The sequence below is a fragment of the Rhizobium indigoferae genome, from assembly GCF_034554815.1.
GTDB classification, from domain to species: domain Bacteria; phylum Pseudomonadota; class Alphaproteobacteria; order Rhizobiales; family Rhizobiaceae; genus Rhizobium; species Rhizobium leguminosarum.
In genome coordinates this window covers 228,914-248,730 of record NZ_CP140638.1, presented here as the reverse complement: position 1 = coordinate 248,730, position 19,817 = coordinate 228,914, and the positions used below count along the sequence as shown (strand labels likewise).

Below are 19,817 nucleotides of genomic sequence, written 5' to 3'. Positions count from 1 at the left end.
AAATGGGGCGGCCTCCGTTATCTCCGCAGCAACGTAAAAGGAGATTGCGATGCTTTACTACGCTCTGGTGTTTCTCGTTGTGGCCTTGATTGCCGGCGTCCTCGGATTTGGCGGCATCGCAGGTGCTTCAGCTTCCATTGCCCAGGTTCTGTTCTTCATTTTCCTGGTTCTGTTCGTCGTGTCGCTTGTCATGAGACTAATGCGAAAAGTATAGTGCGGACAGATCGAGTATAAAAACCCGGCGAACACATCGCCGGGTTTTTTTTACCGAGGCCAAGGCAAGGGCAAGGGCAAGGTAAACCTATTTATCGGTTCGGTGATAGGCTCGCGGCAGACCACTGAAAACAAAATTCAGGAAATCGAAGCTGCAGGCTTCTCGGTCGAAGCGCGCCGGATCGTCGAGACGACTTGCGGAAGCATCGCCCTAGCCAAGGATTGGGATATGAGGTGCTGCCGTCCTTGGCAGCACACCAGTCAGTCTTGGGTCATCTGTCACTTCGACCATGAAAGCATATGGCTTGAAACCGGATCGCTGATAGAACGGCAAGGCATTCGGATGATCGAAATGGCAGGTGTGGACCCAAAGCCGATTGATGGGATGCGCCCAGGCGATTGATAACGCCTGGTCCATGAGATAGCGCCCAGCACCGGTTCCGATTGAACTTTTGGCAACTCCAAAGAAAACCAGTTCACACTGGCCATGTTGCCGGAAATCAAGCTCCAGCATCCCGGACGGCCTTCCGTCCGCCAGCAGCACGTATATTTCCACCAGCGGGTCGTTGATAATGGCCGTCAGCTTGTCATCGGGCATGACCAAGCGTGAAACCCACATCCAATCCTCTCCGACCAGCAGGAAAAGCTGCCGATATGCCACCAGATCGGGAGCTTTCATCCGCTCCAAAGAGATCCCAGGAATAAGTTTGGCTTCCCTGGAGGACGGCTTCTCCGTCATCTCCAGACAGGTGACCGCATTTGCAAGTTTACCCTTGGGGACCAAAGAATATCCCACTGGCAAATGTGGATTGGAATTATTCGATTTTTCAACAGTTCCCATAGCTATCAACCAATTGCGATCCCTGCCTCTCCCGTCGATTTCCTGCATCGCATGAACCGCTGACTTGGACGAGGAATTTATAGTTACAGACTGCGTGACAACTCGCGCGTGAGGAAGTCATGTAGGCATTGCGTTGCGGCTTGCGTCGGTGCGGGACTAGGCAATAATCCGAGCGACAAGTGTTTTGAAAGGCCGATTGATTTTGCCATCCATATTTTCACCTGTTTCACCCTCCGAAGACGCAGACTCACCAAGCGGATGGTGGGTCGTCGGTGGAGCACATGCGCTGACAGCTGTAACCTTCGGATCAGCCTACGCCTTCTCCGCTGTGTTTCCAGGTCTTTCCGAGGAATTCGCGGCATCGCGTGGCGAGATCGCGCTTGTCTTTTCCATCTCGGCTTTGGTGTTCTATTCGTTGGGCGCAATCGCCGGCCCGCTTGCCGATCGCTGGTCGTCCCGCGCCGTTATTGCGACCGGTTTGGTGGCAATGATCATCGGTTACGTCGGAGCCAGCCAGGCACAGACCCTGGCCTCGCTTTACGTTTGGTACGGGGCCGGAGTGGGGCTTGGGATCGGTCTCTCTTATGTTCCGGCGGTTGGAGCTGTGCAGTCTTGGTTTGTCCTCAAGCGGAGCCGCGCATCCGGCATTGCTACAGCCGGCCTCGGCCTCGGCACGCTCTTGCTGCCGTTTACGATCGGCCGGCTTGTATCCGGTCTTGGCTGGCGTGGATGTTTCATCGGTTTGGCGGTTGTCATAGCCGCAATCGGTTTGCCGGCGGCAATGCTCGTGCGTAGACGCCAAGACAGTAGTATTCCTTCAGAGCTGCGATCCAGCGGCCGGCCCAGCCCTTTCACAGTATGGCGCGACGGCCGTTTCAGCCTGTTCTACGTCATGCTGCTCTTGGTGTCCTTCTGCACATTCATTCCCTATGTTCATATCGTCCCGGCAGCGCACGACATGGGTCTGTCGCTCGAAAGCGGGACAATCCTTATAGCGCTCATCGGCATCGGAAACATCTTTGGACGTTTCGTGCTGGCCGGTTTGGGCGACCGCATCGGTTCTTTGCGGCTTCTGGCAATCCTTACCTTCGCTGTTGCCGGCTCATTCCTCCTGTGGTCCGTTGCCAACGGCATGGCCATGCTGGTGCTTTTCGCCCTATCGTTCGGCGCGAGTTATGGCGGCTGTGTCGGCCTTTATCCGGCCGTCGCCGCCAATCTCTTCGGCACCCGTCATATCGGAACAATATTGGGCTATCTCTATACGGCTGTGGGCGTGGCTGCTTTGCTGGGGCCAACAATGGCGGGAATCGTATTCGATAAAACCGGTAGCTATCTTGGACCCATACTGTTCAGCGCGGCTGCCGCTCTCGTTGCCGGTTTCCTGACACTGTGGCTCCGGCAGAAATAGTAGCCACGCAAATGAACAGAGACGGCCAGGCCGAGCCTTGTAGTCACCTCACCCGGCCGAAATTTTGGACCGATCGACATCATGTGCCTTTCCGGCAACCATTCCGGATAAGATCACAAAATAACCGAATGCCGCGAAATGATGCCTTCGAAATGTCCCAATGGGGGCTGAACCGTAAGCGTGCTTGTTGCTTGCGCCCTCCCAGGCGCGTTGACTTGCAATGCGTAAATGATGCGGTTCGGGATCGTTTTGCGGTTCCGTCCGTTATCTGTTGCCGAATCTGGTGGCGAGTAGCCGGGTATGCTCCCGTCACGATTTGAGAAGGAGAGACTTATGAATAAAACTTTTGCGACGGCGTTTGCCGCGGTATCGTTGACGCTGGTCGGCGCTGGGGCGGTTCATGCCGCCGACCTCGTCACCAGAACGTATGAACAGCCGGACCTGCGCAATGGCGTGAAGATCGGCTACCTCACCTGCGATATCGGCGGCGGCACGGGTTACGTACTCGGCTCCTCCAAAGAGGCCGACTGCGTCTTCCAGTCGACCGTCGGCAACGAACTTTCGGATCGTTATACGGGCGAAGTGAGAAAGCTCGGCATCGACCTTGGCTTCACCACGCGCAGCCGCCTGATCTGGGCCGTGTTTGCGCCGACGGCCGGCTATCACCGCGGTTCGCTCGCCGGCCTCTATGTCGGCGCTAGCGCTGAAGCGACGCTCGGCGCCGGCGTCGGCGCCAATCTCCTGGTTGGCGGCACCTCCGGCTCGATCCATCTGCAGACGGTCAGCCTGACAGGGCAGCTCGGCCTCAACGTTGCGGCTGGCAGCGCCTCGATGACGCTCACGGCAGCGAATTGATATAGCCTTTCGGCCGTCCCCGCCCGCGTCGCGGGAGGGGACGGCACCTCGTCTGAGGAGCGATTTCGCGCCCTCATATGCCCAAGCCGGATCACGACACGATGGATATTCGAATGGCAATGCCCAGCGAGGACGAGATCCTGGTTGGGCACTATCTGAAGATCTGGGACAGCTACGGCACACCACCTGAACACTACAGGCCTGATGCGGCGGCGCGGATTTTGTCCTTTATCCGAAGCGGTCGCGAAGAGCGCCGCCTGACCTCGTTCCTTGCGGTCGTCGACGGTGACATCGCCGGTTCTGCATCCTGCCAGCTGCACCAATCGCCGTTTCCGGAGGTCATCCGGCCGGAACAGCGGCTGCACGGTTACATCTGGTCCGTTTATGTCGCCGACGCCTTCCGCCGGCGCGGCATCGCATCGGCGCTGACCAACAAGGCTGTCGACTATCTGAAATCGATCGGCTGCACGACGGCCGTCATCCATGCTTCAGATGCCGGCGAGCCCGTCTATCGAGCCGCTGGTTTCGAGCTGGCGAAGGAAATGCGCCTGAAGCTTCTGGCAGAGTAACGGCCCGGGCGAAGCCTTCATCGAAGCGCGCGACCTCTCCCGCATCGAAACCGAGGGTAAAGACCTCATGCCCGGCCGCTTGAAGGCCGCCGGTGTCGCATCTTCCACTTACGTTCTCGCTCGGCCGGGCGCGATAAAAGTGGCAATCGTCGCCTCGTCATGGCCGGCCTCGCGCAGGAAGCGGCTGGCGAATTCGATGGCAGGGCTTCTAAGCGCATCGTCCGGCCGGATCAGGTGAAAGGCCACATGATAATCGAGCGTCCGCTCCGACACGGCGACGACGCGCCCGGTGGCCAGCGCGGCATCCGATAGCGGCGGCCGCGCGAGTGCGATCCCGAGCCCCTGCGCACAGGCATCGATCACCAGATTGTAGTCCTCGAAGCGCCGGTCGTGGCCGCGCGGCGTATAGTCGACACCCTCGCGGGAGAGCCAGCGGCGCCAGCCTTCGATGTTCGAATCATGCAGAATCGGCAGACCGAGCAGCGAAAGGGCATCGAAGCGCTGCCCGAGCCGGTCCGCCAGCGCCGGGGCGGCGATCGGGAACGACTTCTCCTGCCAGAGCGGCAGGGCGCGCACGCCGGCCCACGGCCCCTTGCCGCAGCGAATGGCCAGGTCCGTGCCTTCGCCGAAATCCGCCAGCCGGTGTTCGAGCGTGAGCTCGACATGCAGCTCGTTTCCTTCGAGCTTCGGCAGGCGCTGAAACAGCCATAAAGAGGCGACGGAAGGCGTCACTGAAAGGCGCACCACCGCCTTGTTGCGGCGAGGCAGCCAGCGTTCGCCGCTATTGCCGAGCAGCGCAAGTGCTTCCTCCGCCCGCGCGAAAAACCGCATACCTTCCGGCGTCAGGCGCACGCCGCGGGCTTCGCGCGCAAACAGGCGCACGCCCATCCAGCGCTCCAGGCGCGAGACCTGCCGCGACACCGCGCCATGGGTGATGCCGCTTTCCTCGGCTGCGGCCGAAAACGATCCGAGCCGGGCTGCGCGGGCAAAGGTCTCGAGCGTATCGAGTGGCGGAAGCACTGGTGAGCTGTGAACCATACGCACATTTGATCATCGATTGCGATGCTTTTCAAGCACGGATCGAAGGCCTAATCCATTGTCGCAGGAACTTACGGAGGCGAAAATGAGCATGGCGGCAAGCGCACCGGTTTCGACGAAACAGCAAGGACGGTTCGATCTGGTGGCCTTTGCGGCGATCCTCGTCACCATCCTCTTCTGGGCTTCCTCTTTCGTGGTGATCCGCATCTGCCTCGGACCCCTGACGCCGATCGAACTGGCAACGGCGCGTTATGTGGCAGCCGGCGTCATCGCCCTCGTCTATCTCGTCATCGATCGGCCGATGCCGGAAAAACGCGATTTTTTCCGCCTCTCGGTAGCCGCTGTGCTTTTTATCGCCGCCTATGCGGTGCTGCTGAACACTGGCGAGCAGACCGTTGCGGCAGGACCGGCAAGTTTCATCATCAACACGATGCCCGTCTTCACCGCCCTGATCGCCACATTCGCGCTTGGCGAGCGCTTCGGCGGCTGGGGCTGGGCGGGCACCGCGGTTTCCTTTGGAGGCGTGGCGCTGATTGCGGTCGCCTCCGATGACGGTTTCAAGCTCGATCCGAATGCCGTCCTCATTCTGGGCGCAGCACTTTGCTCGGCGATCGCCAGCGTGCTGCAGAAGCCGCTGCTCGGGCGGCTGCCGGCGCTTGCCGTCACCGCCTGGATCCTGCTCATCGGTTCCGTGCCGCTGGTTCCGGCCGTTCCGGCGACGATCCAGGCGCTGGCCGCAGCACCGGCAGAGGTGAACTGGGGCGTTGCCTATCTCGTCATCTTCCCGACCGTGATCGGCTACCTCACCTGGGCGATCGCGCTGAAGCGGCTGACGGCCGCCCGAGCTTCGAATTTCCTCTATGGCGTTCCGCCGGTCGCGACGCTGATCGGTTTCGTCTGGCTGGGCGAAACGCCGACGGCGCTCGGCGCAATCGGTGGCGTCATGGCGATCCTCGGCGTGCTGGTCGTCAACGTGATGCGGAAGCGATAGCGCCAAATTCGGGCTGTGAAGGCGGCTTGGCAACAGTTAGGCATTGCGCCGCCGTTCGCTTTCTTTAAAACGAAAGCAGATCGAAAGGCGCCCCATGTTCTTGACCGACCGGCAAATTGAAATCGTCGCAATTGCAAAATCGAGCGGCAGGGTTCTGGTCGAGGAGCTCGCCTCCCGCTTTTCGGTGACGCCGCAGACAATCCGCAAGGATCTGAACGATCTCTGTGATGCGCAGGTACTGACACGCATCCATGGCGGCGCAACATTTCCGAGCGGGACGGAGAACGTCAAATACGAGGCGCGCCGGCAGATCGCCGCTTCCGAGAAACAGGCAATCGGCATTGCGGCCGTCGAGCTCATCCCCAGCGGTGCCTCGCTCTTCATCAATATCGGAACAACGACCGAGGCGGTGGGCGAGGCGCTCGCCAACCATCACGAGCTGATGGTTATCACTAATAATATCAATGTTGCCAATAGGTTACGCCTTTTTCCAGCAATCGAGGTCGTCATTGCCGGCGGGGTCGTGCGCGGTTCGGACGGCGGGATCGTCGGCGAGGCGGCCGTCGATTTCATCCGCCAGTTCAAGGTCGATTACGCTGTGATCGGCGCTTCCGCGATCGACATAGACGGCGCGCTTCTCGATTATGATTTTCGCGAAGTGAAGGTCGCTCAAGCAATCATCGCCAATGCCCGACATGTCATTCTCGTAGCCGATTCGACGAAGTTCGAACGCACCGCACCGGTCAGGATCGGCCAGCTTTCCCAGGTTCATACCTTCATCACCGACCACTGTCCGGTGCCGTCGATCCGCAATCTCTGCCTCGAAAACAATGTGAAACTGATCGAAACGAATGGCCAATCCCGTTAGATGGGGATCTGCGCAAACATTCGTTTGACATTCGTATCTCTTTCGTTTTAACTGATGTCACTTTCGCAATTGCGCAAATTTTGTGCGATGCGAAATCGACAGCGGGCTCGGAGGGGGAATTGGGCCGAAATATTCACGACATATTCGTCATCGGGGGTGGCATCAACGGCTGCGGCATCGCGCGCGACGCTGTTGGGCGTGGCTATTCGGTGGCACTGGCGGAGATGAACGATTTCGCCTCGGGTACGTCGTCAGGCGCCACCAAGCTAATCCATGGCGGCCTGCGTTACCTCGAGCATTACGAGTTTCGTCTGGTGCGTGAATCGCTGATGGAGCGCGAGATCCTCTGGGCGATGGCGCCGCACATCATTTGGCCGCTGCGTTTCGTGTTGCCCTACCACAAGGGCGGGATCCGTCCGGCCTGGCTGATCCGGCTCGGCCTCTTCCTCTACGACCATCTCGGCGGCCGCAAGCTGCTGCCGCCGACATCCGTTCTCGACATGCGCAGCGATCCGGCCGGCAAACCGCTGAAAGCGCTTTTTGCCAAGGCCTTCGAATATTCCGACGGCTGGGTCGACGATGCCCGCATGGTGGTACTGAACGCCCGCGATGCCGCCGACAAAGGGGCAACCATCATGCCGCGCACCAAAGTGGTGTCGGCGAGGCGCGAGAATGGCCTGTGGCATGTCGAAACCACCGATACCATCACCGGCCGAAATGACAGCCATCAGGCCAGGATGCTGGTCAATGCCGCCGGTCCCTGGGTCGACCATGTTATCCGTTCCGCCTTCGGCCAGAACGAAGCCCATCATGTCCGCCTCGTCCAGGGCAGCCATATCGTCGTGAAGAAGAAATTCGACGATGTGAGAGCCTATTTCTTCCAGAACCCCGATAACCGCATCATCTTCGCCATCCCCTACGAGGGCGACTTCACCCTGATTGGCACCACGGATCGCGATTATACCGCCGATCCGCGGGATGTCCGGATCTCCGAGGAGGAGACCGTCTACCTCTGCAATGCTGCGTCGGAATATTTTAAGGAGCCCGTCAGGCCGGAGGATATCGTCTGGACCTATTCAGCGGTCAGGCCGCTTTATGACGACGGCGCCTCCAAGGCTCAGGAAGCGACGCGCGACTATGTACTGAAGCTGGAAGGCGAAGGTACGGCCGCGCCGCTACTCAACGTCTTCGGCGGCAAGCTCACTACCTATCGCCGGCTTTCCGAACACGCGCTGGAGAAGATCGGCGCTGCGATCGGCGCCAAGGGTGCCCCATGGACGGCCAAAAGCCATCTGCCGGGCGGCGACTTCCCGGTTCGGGGCTATGAGGCACAAGTTGACAAGCTGAAGCGGCGTTATCAGTTCCTCGCCGATCAGCATGCCCGCCGCCTGGTGCGCCGCTATGGCACCAGGGCCGAGGCGCTGCTCGGCGATGCCCGCGGCATCGACGATCTCGGACGGCTGTTCGGCGGCGATCTCTACGAGGCAGAGGTTACCTATCTCGTTGAACATGAATGGGCCCGGCACGCCGAAGACGTGCTGTGGAGGAGAACAAAGGATGGTCTGCGCCTTTCGAAGGAGCAGGCTCAGTCACTGGAGGAGTACATGGCTGCCATACCGGCGATGGTCGGATAGGCGGCGTGTGGTCCCCGCTGCGTGGAGGCACGGGAACAGGAATGCTGGAACTGCGGAAGGCCGCAAAGATGGTGGGAGGAGACTATCATATCCACCCGACCGATCTTGCTTTTGAAAGAGGAACGCTGAACGTTCTGCTTGGGCCGACCTTGTCGGGCAAGACCTCGTTGATGCGTCTGATGGCCGGCCTTGATCGGCCGACAACCGGTACGATCCATTTTGATGGCGCTGACGTGACAGGTATGCCCGTCCAGAAGCGCAACATCGCTATGGTCTACCAGCAATTCATCAATTATCCGGCATTGACGGTCTACGAGAATATTGCCTCGCCGCTGCGGATTGCCGGCAAGGATGCCAAGGCCATCGATCTGGAGGTGCGCAAGGCGGCCGAACTTCTGAAACTCGGTCCTTATCTCGATCGCACGCCGCTCAACCTCTCGGGCGGCCAGCAGCAGCGCACGGCGCTTGCCCGTGCGCTCGTGAAGAATGCGAGCCTAGTTTTGATGGACGAGCCGCTTGCCAACCTCGACTACAAGCTTCGTGAGGAACTGCGGCAGGAATTGCCGCGGATCTTCGCGCAGTCCGGCGCAATCTTCGTCTATGCCACGACGGAACCTTCCGAAGCCTTGTTGCTGGGCGGCAATACGGCAGCGCTCAGCGAGGGCCGGATCACGCAGTTCGGCCCGACGGTCGAGGTCTATCGCCATCCGCTCGATCTGACGACGGCGAAAACCTTTGCCGATCCGCCGCTGAATTTTATCGATCTGGTCAAATCGGAAGGCAACTTCCTGCGCGATGGCATTCTGATTTTTGCCGTGCCGCCGCATCTTCAGAATGTGCCGAACGGGCCGGCAACGATCGCGTTTCACCCCCATCATCTTGCACCAACCGCCCAGACGGCTGATTCGGCGCGGCTGACAGCGCGGACACAGATTTCGGAGATCACCGGGTCGGAAAGTTTCGTGCATCTGCAATTTGCCGACACCCGCTGGGTGATGCTTGCGCACGGCATCCACAATGTCGACCCGGACACGGATCTCTCCGTTTTCATCGATACGCGCCACCTGATGGCGTTCGGCGCGGACGGCCGGGCGATCACCACTGCCACGCAGAGGGGCTAGGAGAAGATCATGGCACGTATCACCCTCGATCATATTCGACATGCCTATGGGCCGAACCCGAAGAGCGAGAAGGACTACGCTCTCAAGGAAGTGCACCACGAGTGGAACGATGGCGGCGCCTATGCGCTGCTCGGACCTTCAGGCTGCGGAAAGACCTCGCTGCTCAATATCATTTCCGGCCTTATTCAGCCGTCCGAAGGGCGAATTCTCTTCGACGGACAGGATGTTACGAACCTGCCGACGCAGCAGCGAAATATTGCGCAGGTATTCCAGTTTCCGGTCATCTACGACACGATGACCGTCTATGACAATCTGGCTTTCCCCTTGCGCAACCGCGGAGTCGCGGAGCCTGATGTTGATCGTCGTGTCCGTGAAATATTGGAGATGATTGATCTTGCAGACTGGGCCAAGCGTCGCGCGCGCGGTTTGACGGCGGACCAAAAGCAGAAGATTTCGCTCGGCCGCGGCCTCGTGCGCTCGGATGTGAACGCGATTCTCTTCGACGAGCCGCTCACTGTTATCGATCCGCATATGAAATGGGTGCTGCGGTCGCAGCTGAAGCGGCTGCATAAGCAGTTCGGTTTTACGATGGTCTATGTCACGCATGACCAGACGGAGGCGCTGACCTTCGCCGACAAAGTCGTGGTGATGTACGATGGCGAGATCGTGCAGATCGGCACGCCGGCCGAGCTTTTCGAGCGTCCGAGCCATACCTTCGTCGGCTACTTCATCGGTTCTCCAGGCATGAACTTCATGCCAGCCAAGGTGGAAGGCCGCACGGTTCGGGTCGGCGAGCACGCTCTGACGCTCGACTATGCGCCAAAGACGTCGGCAGCGGCCAAGGTAGAGCTTGGAATACGGCCCGAGTTTATCCGGGTCGGCCGCGAGGGCATGCCTGTGACCGTCAGCAAGGTGGAAGATATCGGCCGGCAGAAGATCGTCCGCGCGCAGTTTGCCGGCCAGCCGATCGCGATCGTCGTCCCTGAAGACGGGGACATTCCGGCTGATCCCCGGGTGACCTTCGAGCCGTCGGGTATCAGTATCTATGCCGACTCTTGGCGCGCCGGACCGGAGGCTTGATCATGGAAAAAACCTGGAACAACAAAGCGTGGTTTCTGGTCCTGCCGGTCCTCGTGCTGGTGGCATTCTCGGCCGTCATTCCCTTGATGACGGTTGTGAACTATTCCGTTCAGGACACTTTCGGAAACAACCAGTTCTTCTGGAACGGAACGGACTGGTTTACCGAAATCCTGCATTCCGACCGTTTCTGGGCCGCCCTGCAGCGAAATCTCATTTTTTCGTTGATCATTCTCGCTCTTGAGATCCCGCTCGGTATCTTCATTGCGCTCAACATGCCGAAATCGGGCATCGGCGTGCCGGTGTGCCTGGTTCTGATGGCGCTACCACTGCTGATCCCGTGGAACGTTGTCGGCACGATCTGGCAGGTGTTCGGCCGCAACGACATTGGTTTGTTCGGCTATTCCCTCAATGCCATCGGCATCGATTACAACTATGTGCAGGATCCGCTCGACGCCTGGGTGACGATCATCATCATGGACGTCTGGCACTGGACGAGCCTAGTCGTCTTGCTCTGCTATGCAGGCCTCGTTTCCATTCCGGATGCTTTCTATCAGGCAGCCAAGATCGACGGTGCGTCTCGTTGGGCCGTATTCCGCTATATCCAGCTGCCAAAGATGAAACGCGTTCTACTGATCGCCGTGCTGCTGCGTTTCATGGATAGTTTCATGATCTACACCGAGCCTTTTGTCGTCACGGGCGGCGGTCCCGGCAACGCGACCACTTTCCTGTCGATCGATCTGGTCAAGACCGCCCTCGGACAGTTTGACCTCGGTCCGGCCGCTGCCATGTCGCTGATCTATTTCCTGATCATCCTGCTGCTTTCGTGGGTGTTCTACACCGTCATGACAAGCCACGACGCGGAGAATTGAAATGAGCGCCTCCAACGAAACGACAGCGAGCCGAAAAATCTCAGGCGTTACTAGTGTCGCAAGCGGTCTCTCCTCCGATGAAGTCAGCCGTCTGATGCGCCGGCGCGGCGAGGAATCGCGCTGGTGGTGGCTGGTTCCGACGATCTATATCATCGTGCTCCTGCTGCCGATCTATTGGCTCGTCAATATGAGCTTCAAGACCAATGCGGAAATCGTCAATTCTCTGACGCTTTATCCTCATAACCCGACGATCGCCAATTACGTGACGATCTTCACGGAGAAGGCGTGGTATTCCGGCTACATCAATTCAATCACCTATGTCGTGATCAACATGGTGATCTCGGTGGCAGCCGCGCTGCCGGCGGCCTATGCCTTTTCCCGTTATCGGTTCCTTGGTGACAAGCATCTTTTCTTCTGGTTGCTGACGAACCGGATGGCGCCGCCGGCGGTCTTTGCCCTGCCGTTCTTCCAGCTCTACTCAGCCTTTGGACTGATCGATACGCACATCGCCGTGGCATTGGCGCATTGCCTCTTCAACGTGCCGCTTGCGGTCTGGATCCTTGAAGGCTTCATGTCCGGTGTGCCGAAGGAAATCGACGAAACGGCCTATATCGATGGCTATTCGTTCCCGCGCTTTTTCCTGAAGATCTTCACGCCGCTGATTGCGAGCGGCATAGGTGTCGCCTGCTTCTTCTGCTTCATGTTCTCTTGGGTCGAGTTGCTGATCGCACGAACGCTGACGACGACCGACGCGAAGCCGATCGCTGCCACCATGACCCGTACCGTCTCCGCATCCGGCATGGATTGGGGCTTGCTCGCCGCCGCGGGTGTTCTGACCTTGATCCCAGGGGCGCTGGTGATCTGGTTTGTGCGCAATTACATCGCCAAGGGCTTCGCCCTGGGGAGGGTTTGATGGGCTTTTCGCTTCCCGAATTTTCATGGATGGCATGGACCTGGCCGACGGCCGCGTTCTTCATCGTTATCGCATTGCTGCTGATCGGCATGGGGGTTTGGGAGTATGCCGTGCCGGGCGGCAACCCGCGGATCGGAATCCTGCGCTTCGAGACGACGCGCGGTGACCGGCTTTTCCTTTCGCTGCTCGGCAGCGCCTTTATCCATCTTGCCTGGCTTGGTCTCGCGGGATCAAGCCTCTGGTGGGCTCTCGCTCTCTCCGTTGTCTACGCCGTCGGCGTATTCCGTTACGTGTGAGGCAAACTGATGCAGATGGCCGGGGTTTTTCTGGCCGCCTGAGACGTGAAGACTGCAATCGCAAAACCCTGGGAGGATATCATGCGAAGGCATTTATTGACGACGACAGCAGCCGTGCTGCTGGCCATGACCGGGTCGGCCTATGCCGGCATGGACGAGGCAAAGACTTTTCTGGACAAAGAGATCGGCGACGTGTCGACGCTCTCTCGCGCCGACCAGGAAAAGGAAATGCAATGGTTCATCGATGCTGCGAAGCCTTTTCAGGGGATGGACATCAAGGTTGTTTCGGAAACCTTGACCACCCACAAGTATGAGTCCGAGGTTCTGGCTCCGGCCTTTACTGCGATTACCGGGATAAAGGTCACGCACGACGTCATTCAAGAGGGTGACGTCGTCGAGAAGATCCAGACACAGATGCAGACCGGGCAGAACCTGTATGACGGTTGGGTCAACGACTCCGATTTGATCGGTACCCACTGGCGCTATCAGCAGGTGCGCAACCTGACCGACTGGATGGCCGGCGAAGGCAAGGACGTTACCAACCCTGGCCTCGATATCGACGACTTCATCGGCACCAAGTTCACGACAGCGCCTGACAAGAAGCTCTACCAGCTTCCCGACCAGCAGTTCGCCAACCTCTACTGGTTCCGTTACGACTGGTTCAACGACGAGAAGAACAAGGCCGATTTCAAGGCGAAATACGGCTACGATCTGGGCGTTCCGGTCAACTGGTCGGCCTATGAGGACATTGCCGAATTCTTTACCGGCCGTGACGTCAACGGCAAGAAGGTTTTCGGCCATATGGACTACGGCAAGAAGGACCCGTCGCTCGGTTGGCGCTTCACCGATGCCTGGCTGTCGATGGCTGGCAACGGCGACAAGGGCCTGCCGAACGGTCTTCCGGTCGATGAATGGGGTATCAAGGTTGACGAGAATTCGCGTCCCGTCGGTTCGTGCGTCGCGCGTGGCGGCGATACCAACGGCCCTGCATCGGTCTATTCGATCCAGAAGTATCTCGATTGGTTGAAGGCGTACGCACCGCCGGAAGCTCAGGGCATGACCTTCTCGGAATCCGGTCCGGTGCCGGCACAGGGTAACGTCGCGCAGCAGATCTTCTGGTACACGGCGTTTACCGCAGACATGGTCAAGCCTGGCCTGCCTGTTATGAATGAGGACGGTACGCCGAAATGGCGCATGGCACCGAGCCCGCATGGCGTTTACTGGAAAGACGGCATGAAGCTTGGCTATCAGGACGTCGGTTCCTGGACGCTGATGAAATCGACCCCGACGGACCGTGCAAAAGCCGCGTGGCTCTACGCACAGTTCGTGACCTCCAAGACGGTTGACGTGAAGAAGAGCCAGCTCGGTCTCACCTTCATCCGCGAATCCACCATTCGCGACAAGAGCTTTACGGAGCGTGCTCCCAAGCTCGGCGGCCTGATCGAGTTCTATCGCTCGCCGGCTCGCGTCCAGTGGTCGCCGACCGGCACGAACGTTCCCGACTATCCGAAGCTGGCTCAGCTTTGGTGGCAGGCTATCGGTGACGCCGCTGCCGGCGCCAAGACACCGCAGGAAGCCATGGATTCTCTTTGCGGCGAGCAGGAAAAGGTCATGGGTCGCATCGAGAAATCGGGCGTCCAGGGCGATATCGGCCCGAAACTCGCCGAGGAGCAGGATCTCGCCTATTGGAACGCGGATGCGGTGAAGAAGGGCAACCTTGCACCGCAGCTGAAGATCGAGAACGAGAAGGAAAAGCCGGTCACTGTCAACTACGACGAACTCGTCAAGAGCTGGCAGTCGAAGTAAGGCGGACCTCGGCCGGAGGCAACGAGGCTTCCGGCCATCACTTCCCGCCACCGGCAGCAAGCCGGTGGCACCCACAATCTTTCTCTCATGAAACCTCCGCGTCTGCTCTGCTTACCGGGCGGAGCGGTTTCGTGCGAGCCGGAGACGGATATGAGCGGCTATATTCTTTCGATCGACCAGGGCACGACATCGTCGCGCGCGATCATCTTCGATGGCGACATGAAAATGGCCGGCTCGGCGCAGGCGGAGATCACCCAATATTATCCGCAACCCGGATGGGTGGAGCACGACGCCACTGAGATCTGGCGATCCGTCATCGATACCGTGCGCAAGGCGGTTGCCGATGCCGGTATTGATGCCGCCGACATTGCCGCGATCGGCATTACTAATCAGCGAGAGACCGCGGTCGTCTGGGATCGCAGGTCCGGGACACCGCTTCACCGCGCGATCGTCTGGCAGGACAGGCGCACGGCCGAAATGTGCGAGAGCCTGAAGGCCGATGGATATGAGAAGCTGTTCAGCGCCAAGACCGGCCTGCTGCTCGACCCTTATTTCTCAGGAACGAAGCTGCGTTGGCTGCTCGACAATGTCGACGGCCTGCGTGAGAAGGCGGAGGCGGGCGACGTCTGCTTCGGCACGATCGACAGCTGGCTGATCTACAATCTGACGGGTGGCCGCGTGCATGCTACCGATGCGACAAATGCATCGAGGACGCTGCTCTATAATATCGACGACGGTGCCTGGGACGAGGAGCTTCTCGGCATTCTCCGCATTCCGGCCGCCATGCTTCCTGAAGTCAGGGAATGCGCCGATGATTTCGGCCGCGTCGACAAGACCCTGTTCGGCGCGGAACTTCCGATCCTCGGGGTCGCCGGCGACCAGCAGGCGGCGGCGATGGGCAATGCCTGCTTCGAGCCCGGCATGATGAAATCCACCTACGGCACCGGCTGCTTTGCCCTGTTGAACACCGGCCGGGATCGTGTTTCCTCCTCCAACCGGATGCTGACGACGATCGCCTATCGGCTTGACGGCGAAACGACCTATGCGCTCGAAGGCTCGATCTTCATCGCCGGTGCCGCCGTGCAGTGGCTGCGCGACGGCCTCGGCGTCATCGGTCAGGCATCCGAGGCAGGGGTGCTTGCCGCCAAGGCCGATCCCGGACAGCAGGTCTATATCGTCCCAGCCTTCACCGGCCTCGGCGCCCCCTATTGGGATCCGGCTGCGCGCGGCGCCATCTTCGGTCTGACGCGAAACAGTGGACCGGCGGAATTCGCCCGCGCCGTGCTCGAATCCGTCGCCTACCAGACGCTCGATTTGTTGGTGGCGATGAAGAAGGACTGGGGCGTCAGCCAGCTGGAAACGGTACTGCGCGTCGATGGCGGTATGGCGGCTTCGGATTGGACGATGCAATGCCTGGCCGACATGACCGGAAACCCTGTCGACCGCGCGGCGATCCGCGAGACGACGGCGCTGGGCGCAGCCTGGCTTGCGGGCTCGAAAGCCGGCATCTGGCCAGGCAAGTGGGAGTTTGCGCAGGCCTGGGCCTGCGACCGCCGCTTCAGCCCTTCGATGGATGAGACCGAGCGGCAGACCAAGATCATCGGCTGGAAGAATGCTGTATCCAGGATGATTTCCGACGCTTCAGCGGGGTAGAACAGTTCCCCGATACGACCGCAATGGCGGTTACGTTCACAAGGCGCCGGCAGCCTTTCTGTTGATAAAGCTCAGAGCGAGCACGGCGAAGATCAGCGTGCCCGTACCGACCTGCTGCCAATAGAAGTTCAGATCGGTCAGCAGCAGGCCATTGGCGACGATGCTGAGCAGCAGGGCGCCGAGTACGGTCCCGCCGACATTCGGCCGTCCGAGTGGGCTGAGCGTCGTGCCGATGAAGGTCGCGCCGATGGCATTCAGCAAGAAGGCATTGCCCGACGAGGGGATGTAGGTGGTGACGGTTGCGGTCAGGATCAGGCCGGCGATTGCCGCGATCAACCCGACCAGGATGAACGTCACCGCAACATGGGCCGGCGCGGCGATGCCGGAATAGCGCACGACGCCCGGTTGGATGCCGATCGACAGGATGACGCGGCCGAAACGTGTGCGGGCAAAAACAATGGCAGCAGCTGCGATGACGACGATGGCAGCGGCAAGCGGCACCGGAAAGCCGGCAATCGTGCCGTGGCCGAGAAAACGGAAGGCTTCCGGCACACCATTCGGCGGCAGATAGACCGGATTGCCGCCATTGGTCAGCAGCTGCTGCACGCTGCGGCCGATGAAGAGCGTGCCGAGCGTGGCGAGGAACGGCGACACGCCGATCCCTGAAATCAGCAGCGCGTTGAAGGCGCCGACGAACGCGCCGGCGGCCAGTCCCGCGAGTGCGGCGACTGCCACCGGCTGCCCGGCGAGCACGAGCGAAACGAAGGCGAAGCTGGCAAAATCCATCGCCGTTCCCACCGAAAGATCGATGCCGCCCGACGCGACGGCGAAGGTCATGGCGATGGAGACGATGGCAAGCAGCGTGAAATTGTTGACGAGGATGCTCTGCAGGTTCGCAGGCGTCAGGAATGTCGGCGTTGCCACGGAAAAGGCGGCAAACACCGCAACCAGGGCGAGGATCAAGCCATAGCGCACCAGGCCGCCGACGATAAGACGCGGCAGGCCGATGGCGGCGGGGGGAGGGGTCTGGAGCGACATGGTCAGGCCTCCTGTCGGCGCAGCAGCGTGGTCGCGGAAACAACGATGAGGATGAGAACGCCCTGGACGCCGCTGACCAGCGTGCTCGAAATGTTCAGCAATTGGAAACCGTTGACCAGGAAGCCGACCAAAAGAGCCGAAAGCAGCGTCCCGGTGACCGTCGGAACCAGGCGGCGCGAAAAGACCGAGCCGAGCAGGGCCGTCACGACGACGGGCAACAGCATCTCGCCGGCGCCGGTCGTGCTGCCGCTCAGATAGGAAACCGACAGGATGCCGGCGATGCCGCCGGAGACGCCGCTGGCGACGAAGGCGCCGGCCAGCAGCCGGCGAAGCGGCAGACCGGCGGCACGCGCCGCATCCGGGAACTCACCGACGGCGTAGAGACGCAGGCCGAGCGGCGTATATTGCACGATCGCCGTGGTGATCGCCGTGAAGCCGAGGAGCAAGTAGGCAAGAACCGGGATGCCGAAAGGATCCGAGGCGGAGAGCACCGACAGGAAAGGTGTCGAGGCCGGCAGGACTGTATTGCCGGTCAGCACCAACTCCAGGCCGGCGACAACATTCATGACGGCGAGAGTGGCCAGCAGCGGCACGATGCCGGCATAGACGACAGCAATGGCATTGACCGTGCCGATCAGGGCGCCGGTCAAGATTGTCGCGGCAATCGCCGTCGCATCGCCGTAGCCTAGCTGCGTCAGGCTCGCATAGACGGCGGCGCTGAGACCCATATTGGCAGCGAGCGACAGGTCGATGCCACCGGTGACGACATTGGAACCGCCGGCGATCAGCACGATCGTCAAGCCAATGGCAAGCACACCAGAGATGGCCGATTGACCAAGTACATTGCCGATATTACCGATGCTGAGGAAATAGGGTGCGGTCAGCGAGAAGATGATCAGGATGGCGGCGAAAGCGATCAGCGATCCGAAGCGCAATGCCGCAGCCGCAATATTGCCGGCCGGGCGGGGAGGCGGTTCCACAGCGGAAAAACCGGAAGGCGCGAATTCCACTTCAGCCGACATGGCGATGTCCCTCGGATGATCCGGTCGATTGGGCCAGCACCGCATCCGCCGTGGTCTCCGACGATATGAATTCCCGCACCACGCGGCCGCGGAAGAGCACCAGGATGCGATCGGTGATGCCGATGAGTTCGGGCAGATCTGAAGACAGCACGATGACGCCGGCGCCGCGCGACGCGAGTTCGCCGATCAGCGTATAGATCTCGACCTTGGAGCCGATATCGACGCCGACCGTCGGCTCATCGAGGAGATAGACCTCGGAACGGCGGCTCAGCCACTTGGCGATGGCGATCTTCTGCTGGTTGCCGCCCGAAAGCGTGCGCAGCAGGGCATCACGCCCATTGGTCTTCACCTGCAGCCGCGTAATCAGTGCGTCGGCTTCTCTCTGTTCGCGTCTGCGATCGAGAAAGCCGAAACGCGTGAAGCGGCCAAGGCTCGAAAGGCTGATATTTTCCGCGACGCTGAGGTCGAGCGCGACGCCGTGGCGACGCCGGTCTTCCGGCACCAGGGCGATCTCGCGACCGGCTGCCTGGGTGGGATTGGTGAAACGGGTGGTGTTGCCGCTGATCTCGATATGGCCGGAAGCCGGGGTCTCCAGACCGAAGAGCGTGCGGACCAATTCCTTGGCGCCGGAGCCGAGCAGGCCTGTGAGGCCGAGCACCTCGCCGCGGCGAAGCGTGAAACTCACGTCGCTATATTTCCCCGGCGCCGACAGCTGCTCGACCTCGAGGATTTCCTCACCCGGCGTCACTTGCGGCTTCGGGAACATCTCCTTGATGTCGCGCTCGACCATCAGCCGGGCAATTGCACCGGCCGAAGTGTCGCCGATCGGCAGGGAGGCGACGTCCAGCCCGTTGCGCAGCACGGTGACGTGGTCGCAGAGCTCTTCGATTTCGTTGAGGTAATGCGAGATATAAATAATGGTGACGCCTTCGTCGCGCAGACGGCGGATCAACCGGAAGAGGATATCGGCCTCGCGGCGCACCAAGGCGGCCGTCGGCTCATCGAAGACAAGCACTTTCGGCTGATTGAGGAGGGCCCGGGTGATTTGCACGATCTGTTTTTCGGCCGTCGACAATTCGCTGATCAAGGCGGCGTTGGGCAAGCGGATACCGAAATAGTCGTTGAGAATATCAGACGCGCGGCGCTGCATCAGTCGACGGTCGAGGAACGGCGTGCCCGCAATGCGGGGTTCCCGGCCGAGGTACAGGGCTTCGCCGACAGTGAAAGTCGGCACCAGCAGCCGGTCCTGGTGAATGAAATGGATGCCGAGCTCTTCGGCAAGATGCGGTGTCAGCCTGTCGAAAGTTTGCCCTTCGATCTCGATCCTGCCGCCGTCCGGCTGGTGAAGACCGGCCAGCAGCTTGATCAGCGTCGACTTGCCGGCGCCGTTTTGACCGACGAGACCGTGGATGGTACCGCGCCTGACGATCAACGACGCACCGGCAAGCGCCTGCGCGCCGCCAAAGTGTTTGACGATGCCTTCAAAGCGGATGATGTCGTCGCGTGCCGTCACCGACTGCTTCAATGAAATGGCCGTCATGTCGATCTCTCCGGGCGGGCAGATTCCGAGCGATCCGACATGGCCGGATCGCTTGGGTTCAA

Annotated in this window: 19 protein-coding genes; 14 read left to right on the top strand and 5 right to left on the bottom strand. The window is 60.3% G+C overall.

What is annotated here, in order from left to right:
- Positions 1-49: 49 nt before the first annotated feature.
- Complete coding sequence (locus U5G49_RS33735; RefSeq protein ID WP_003549551.1) at positions 50-214, top strand: DUF1328 domain-containing protein; 165 nt, start codon at positions 50-52, stop codon at positions 212-214.
- A gap of 210 nt (positions 215-424) precedes the next feature.
- On the opposite strand, the gene U5G49_RS33725 is transcribed toward U5G49_RS33735, so the two are convergent.
- Positions 425-1,054: a GNAT family N-acetyltransferase gene (locus U5G49_RS33725; RefSeq protein WP_193445982.1), complete on the bottom strand. Its 630-nt coding sequence runs from the start codon at positions 1,052-1,054 to the stop codon at positions 425-427.
- Positions 1,055-1,250: 196 nt separating this feature from the next.
- Here U5G49_RS33725 and U5G49_RS33720 point away from each other — a divergent pair, with 196 nt between their 5' ends.
- The 3 genes from U5G49_RS33720 (at position 1,251) to U5G49_RS33710 (ending at position 3,886) form a co-directional block, all read left to right on the top strand.
- Entirely contained in the window at positions 1,251-2,462 is a 1,212-nt protein-coding gene (locus tag U5G49_RS33720) for an MFS transporter (protein ID WP_182564400.1), read from the top strand.
- A gap of 333 nt (positions 2,463-2,795) precedes the next feature.
- Positions 2,796-3,317 (top strand): DUF992 domain-containing protein, encoded by a 522-nt coding sequence (locus U5G49_RS33715; protein ID WP_193445837.1) that lies wholly within the window; start codon positions 2,796-2,798, stop codon positions 3,315-3,317.
- A gap of 77 nt (positions 3,318-3,394) precedes the next feature.
- Positions 3,395-3,886: a GNAT family N-acetyltransferase gene (locus U5G49_RS33710; protein ID WP_182564067.1), complete on the top strand. Its 492-nt coding sequence runs from the start codon at positions 3,395-3,397 to the stop codon at positions 3,884-3,886.
- Between the two features lie 108 nt (positions 3,887-3,994).
- Here the strand turns inward: U5G49_RS33710 and U5G49_RS33705 are convergent, their stop codons facing one another.
- A complete protein-coding gene (locus U5G49_RS33705) occupies positions 3,995-4,924 on the bottom strand; it encodes a LysR family transcriptional regulator (protein ID WP_193445838.1) in 930 nt (309 codons plus the stop codon).
- 85 nt (positions 4,925-5,009) lie between these two features.
- Between U5G49_RS33705 and U5G49_RS33700 the strand changes: the two genes are divergently transcribed.
- The 10 genes from U5G49_RS33700 to glpK all read left to right on the top strand — a co-directional run bounded on the left by U5G49_RS33700 (position 5,010) and on the right by glpK (position 16,155).
- Positions 5,010-5,915: a DMT family transporter gene (locus U5G49_RS33700; protein WP_193445839.1), complete on the top strand. Its 906-nt coding sequence runs from the start codon at positions 5,010-5,012 to the stop codon at positions 5,913-5,915.
- Between the two features lie 94 nt (positions 5,916-6,009).
- The gene (locus U5G49_RS33695; protein WP_112907954.1) at positions 6,010-6,783 is read left to right on the top strand and encodes a DeoR/GlpR family DNA-binding transcription regulator; all 774 of its coding nucleotides are present in this window, start codon (positions 6,010-6,012) and stop codon (positions 6,781-6,783) included.
- 119 nt (positions 6,784-6,902) lie between these two features.
- The gene (gene glpD / locus U5G49_RS33690) at positions 6,903-8,417 is read left to right on the top strand and encodes a glycerol-3-phosphate dehydrogenase (RefSeq protein WP_193445840.1); all 1,515 of its coding nucleotides are present in this window, start codon (positions 6,903-6,905) and stop codon (positions 8,415-8,417) included.
- 41 nt (positions 8,418-8,458) lie between these two features.
- On the top strand, positions 8,459-9,538 hold the full coding sequence (locus U5G49_RS33685; RefSeq protein ID WP_193445841.1) for an ABC transporter ATP-binding protein: 1,080 nt from the start codon (positions 8,459-8,461) through the stop codon (positions 9,536-9,538).
- Positions 9,539-9,547: 9 nt separating this feature from the next.
- Positions 9,548-10,618 carry an ABC transporter ATP-binding protein gene (locus tag U5G49_RS33680; protein WP_018246651.1) on the top strand — a complete coding sequence of 357 codons (1,071 nt, stop codon included), beginning with the start codon at positions 9,548-9,550 and terminating at the stop codon, positions 10,616-10,618.
- Between the two features lie 2 nt (positions 10,619-10,620).
- Positions 10,621-11,487 carry a carbohydrate ABC transporter permease gene (locus U5G49_RS33675; RefSeq protein ID WP_003552206.1) on the top strand — a complete coding sequence of 289 codons (867 nt, stop codon included), beginning with the start codon at positions 10,621-10,623 and terminating at the stop codon, positions 11,485-11,487.
- Between the two features lies 1 nt (position 11,488).
- Complete coding sequence (locus U5G49_RS33670) at positions 11,489-12,400, top strand: carbohydrate ABC transporter permease (protein ID WP_003552208.1); 912 nt, start codon at positions 11,489-11,491, stop codon at positions 12,398-12,400.
- Positions 12,400-12,696: a DUF2160 domain-containing protein gene (locus tag U5G49_RS33665; protein ID WP_193445842.1), complete on the top strand. Its 297-nt coding sequence runs from the start codon at positions 12,400-12,402 to the stop codon at positions 12,694-12,696. The genes U5G49_RS33670 and U5G49_RS33665 overlap by 1 nt, the downstream gene beginning before the upstream one ends.
- Positions 12,697-12,777: 81 nt before the next feature.
- Entirely contained in the window at positions 12,778-14,502 is a 1,725-nt protein-coding gene (locus U5G49_RS33660; RefSeq protein ID WP_113542970.1) for an ABC transporter substrate-binding protein, read from the top strand.
- Positions 14,503-14,652: 150 nt separating this feature from the next.
- Entirely contained in the window at positions 14,653-16,155 is a 1,503-nt protein-coding gene (gene glpK, locus U5G49_RS33655) for a glycerol kinase GlpK (RefSeq protein WP_193445843.1), read from the top strand.
- A 36-nt stretch (positions 16,156-16,191) separates the two neighbouring features.
- Here the strand turns inward: glpK and U5G49_RS33650 are convergent, their stop codons facing one another.
- Genes U5G49_RS33650 through U5G49_RS33640 form a run of 3 tightly spaced genes read right to left on the bottom strand, consistent with a single transcriptional unit; the run spans position 16,192 to position 19,755 of the window.
- Positions 16,192-17,193 carry an ABC transporter permease gene (locus U5G49_RS33650; RefSeq protein ID WP_182564071.1) on the bottom strand — a complete coding sequence of 334 codons (1,002 nt, stop codon included), beginning with the start codon at positions 17,191-17,193 and terminating at the stop codon, positions 16,192-16,194.
- A gap of 2 nt (positions 17,194-17,195) precedes the next feature.
- The gene (locus U5G49_RS33645) at positions 17,196-18,215 is read right to left on the bottom strand and encodes an ABC transporter permease (RefSeq protein ID WP_193445844.1); all 1,020 of its coding nucleotides are present in this window, start codon (positions 18,213-18,215) and stop codon (positions 17,196-17,198) included.
- Positions 18,205-19,755: a sugar ABC transporter ATP-binding protein gene (locus U5G49_RS33640; RefSeq protein ID WP_182564073.1), complete on the bottom strand. Its 1,551-nt coding sequence runs from the start codon at positions 19,753-19,755 to the stop codon at positions 18,205-18,207. Before U5G49_RS33640 ends, U5G49_RS33645 begins: the two co-directional genes overlap by 11 nt.
- Between the last annotated feature and the right edge of the window lie 62 nt (positions 19,756-19,817).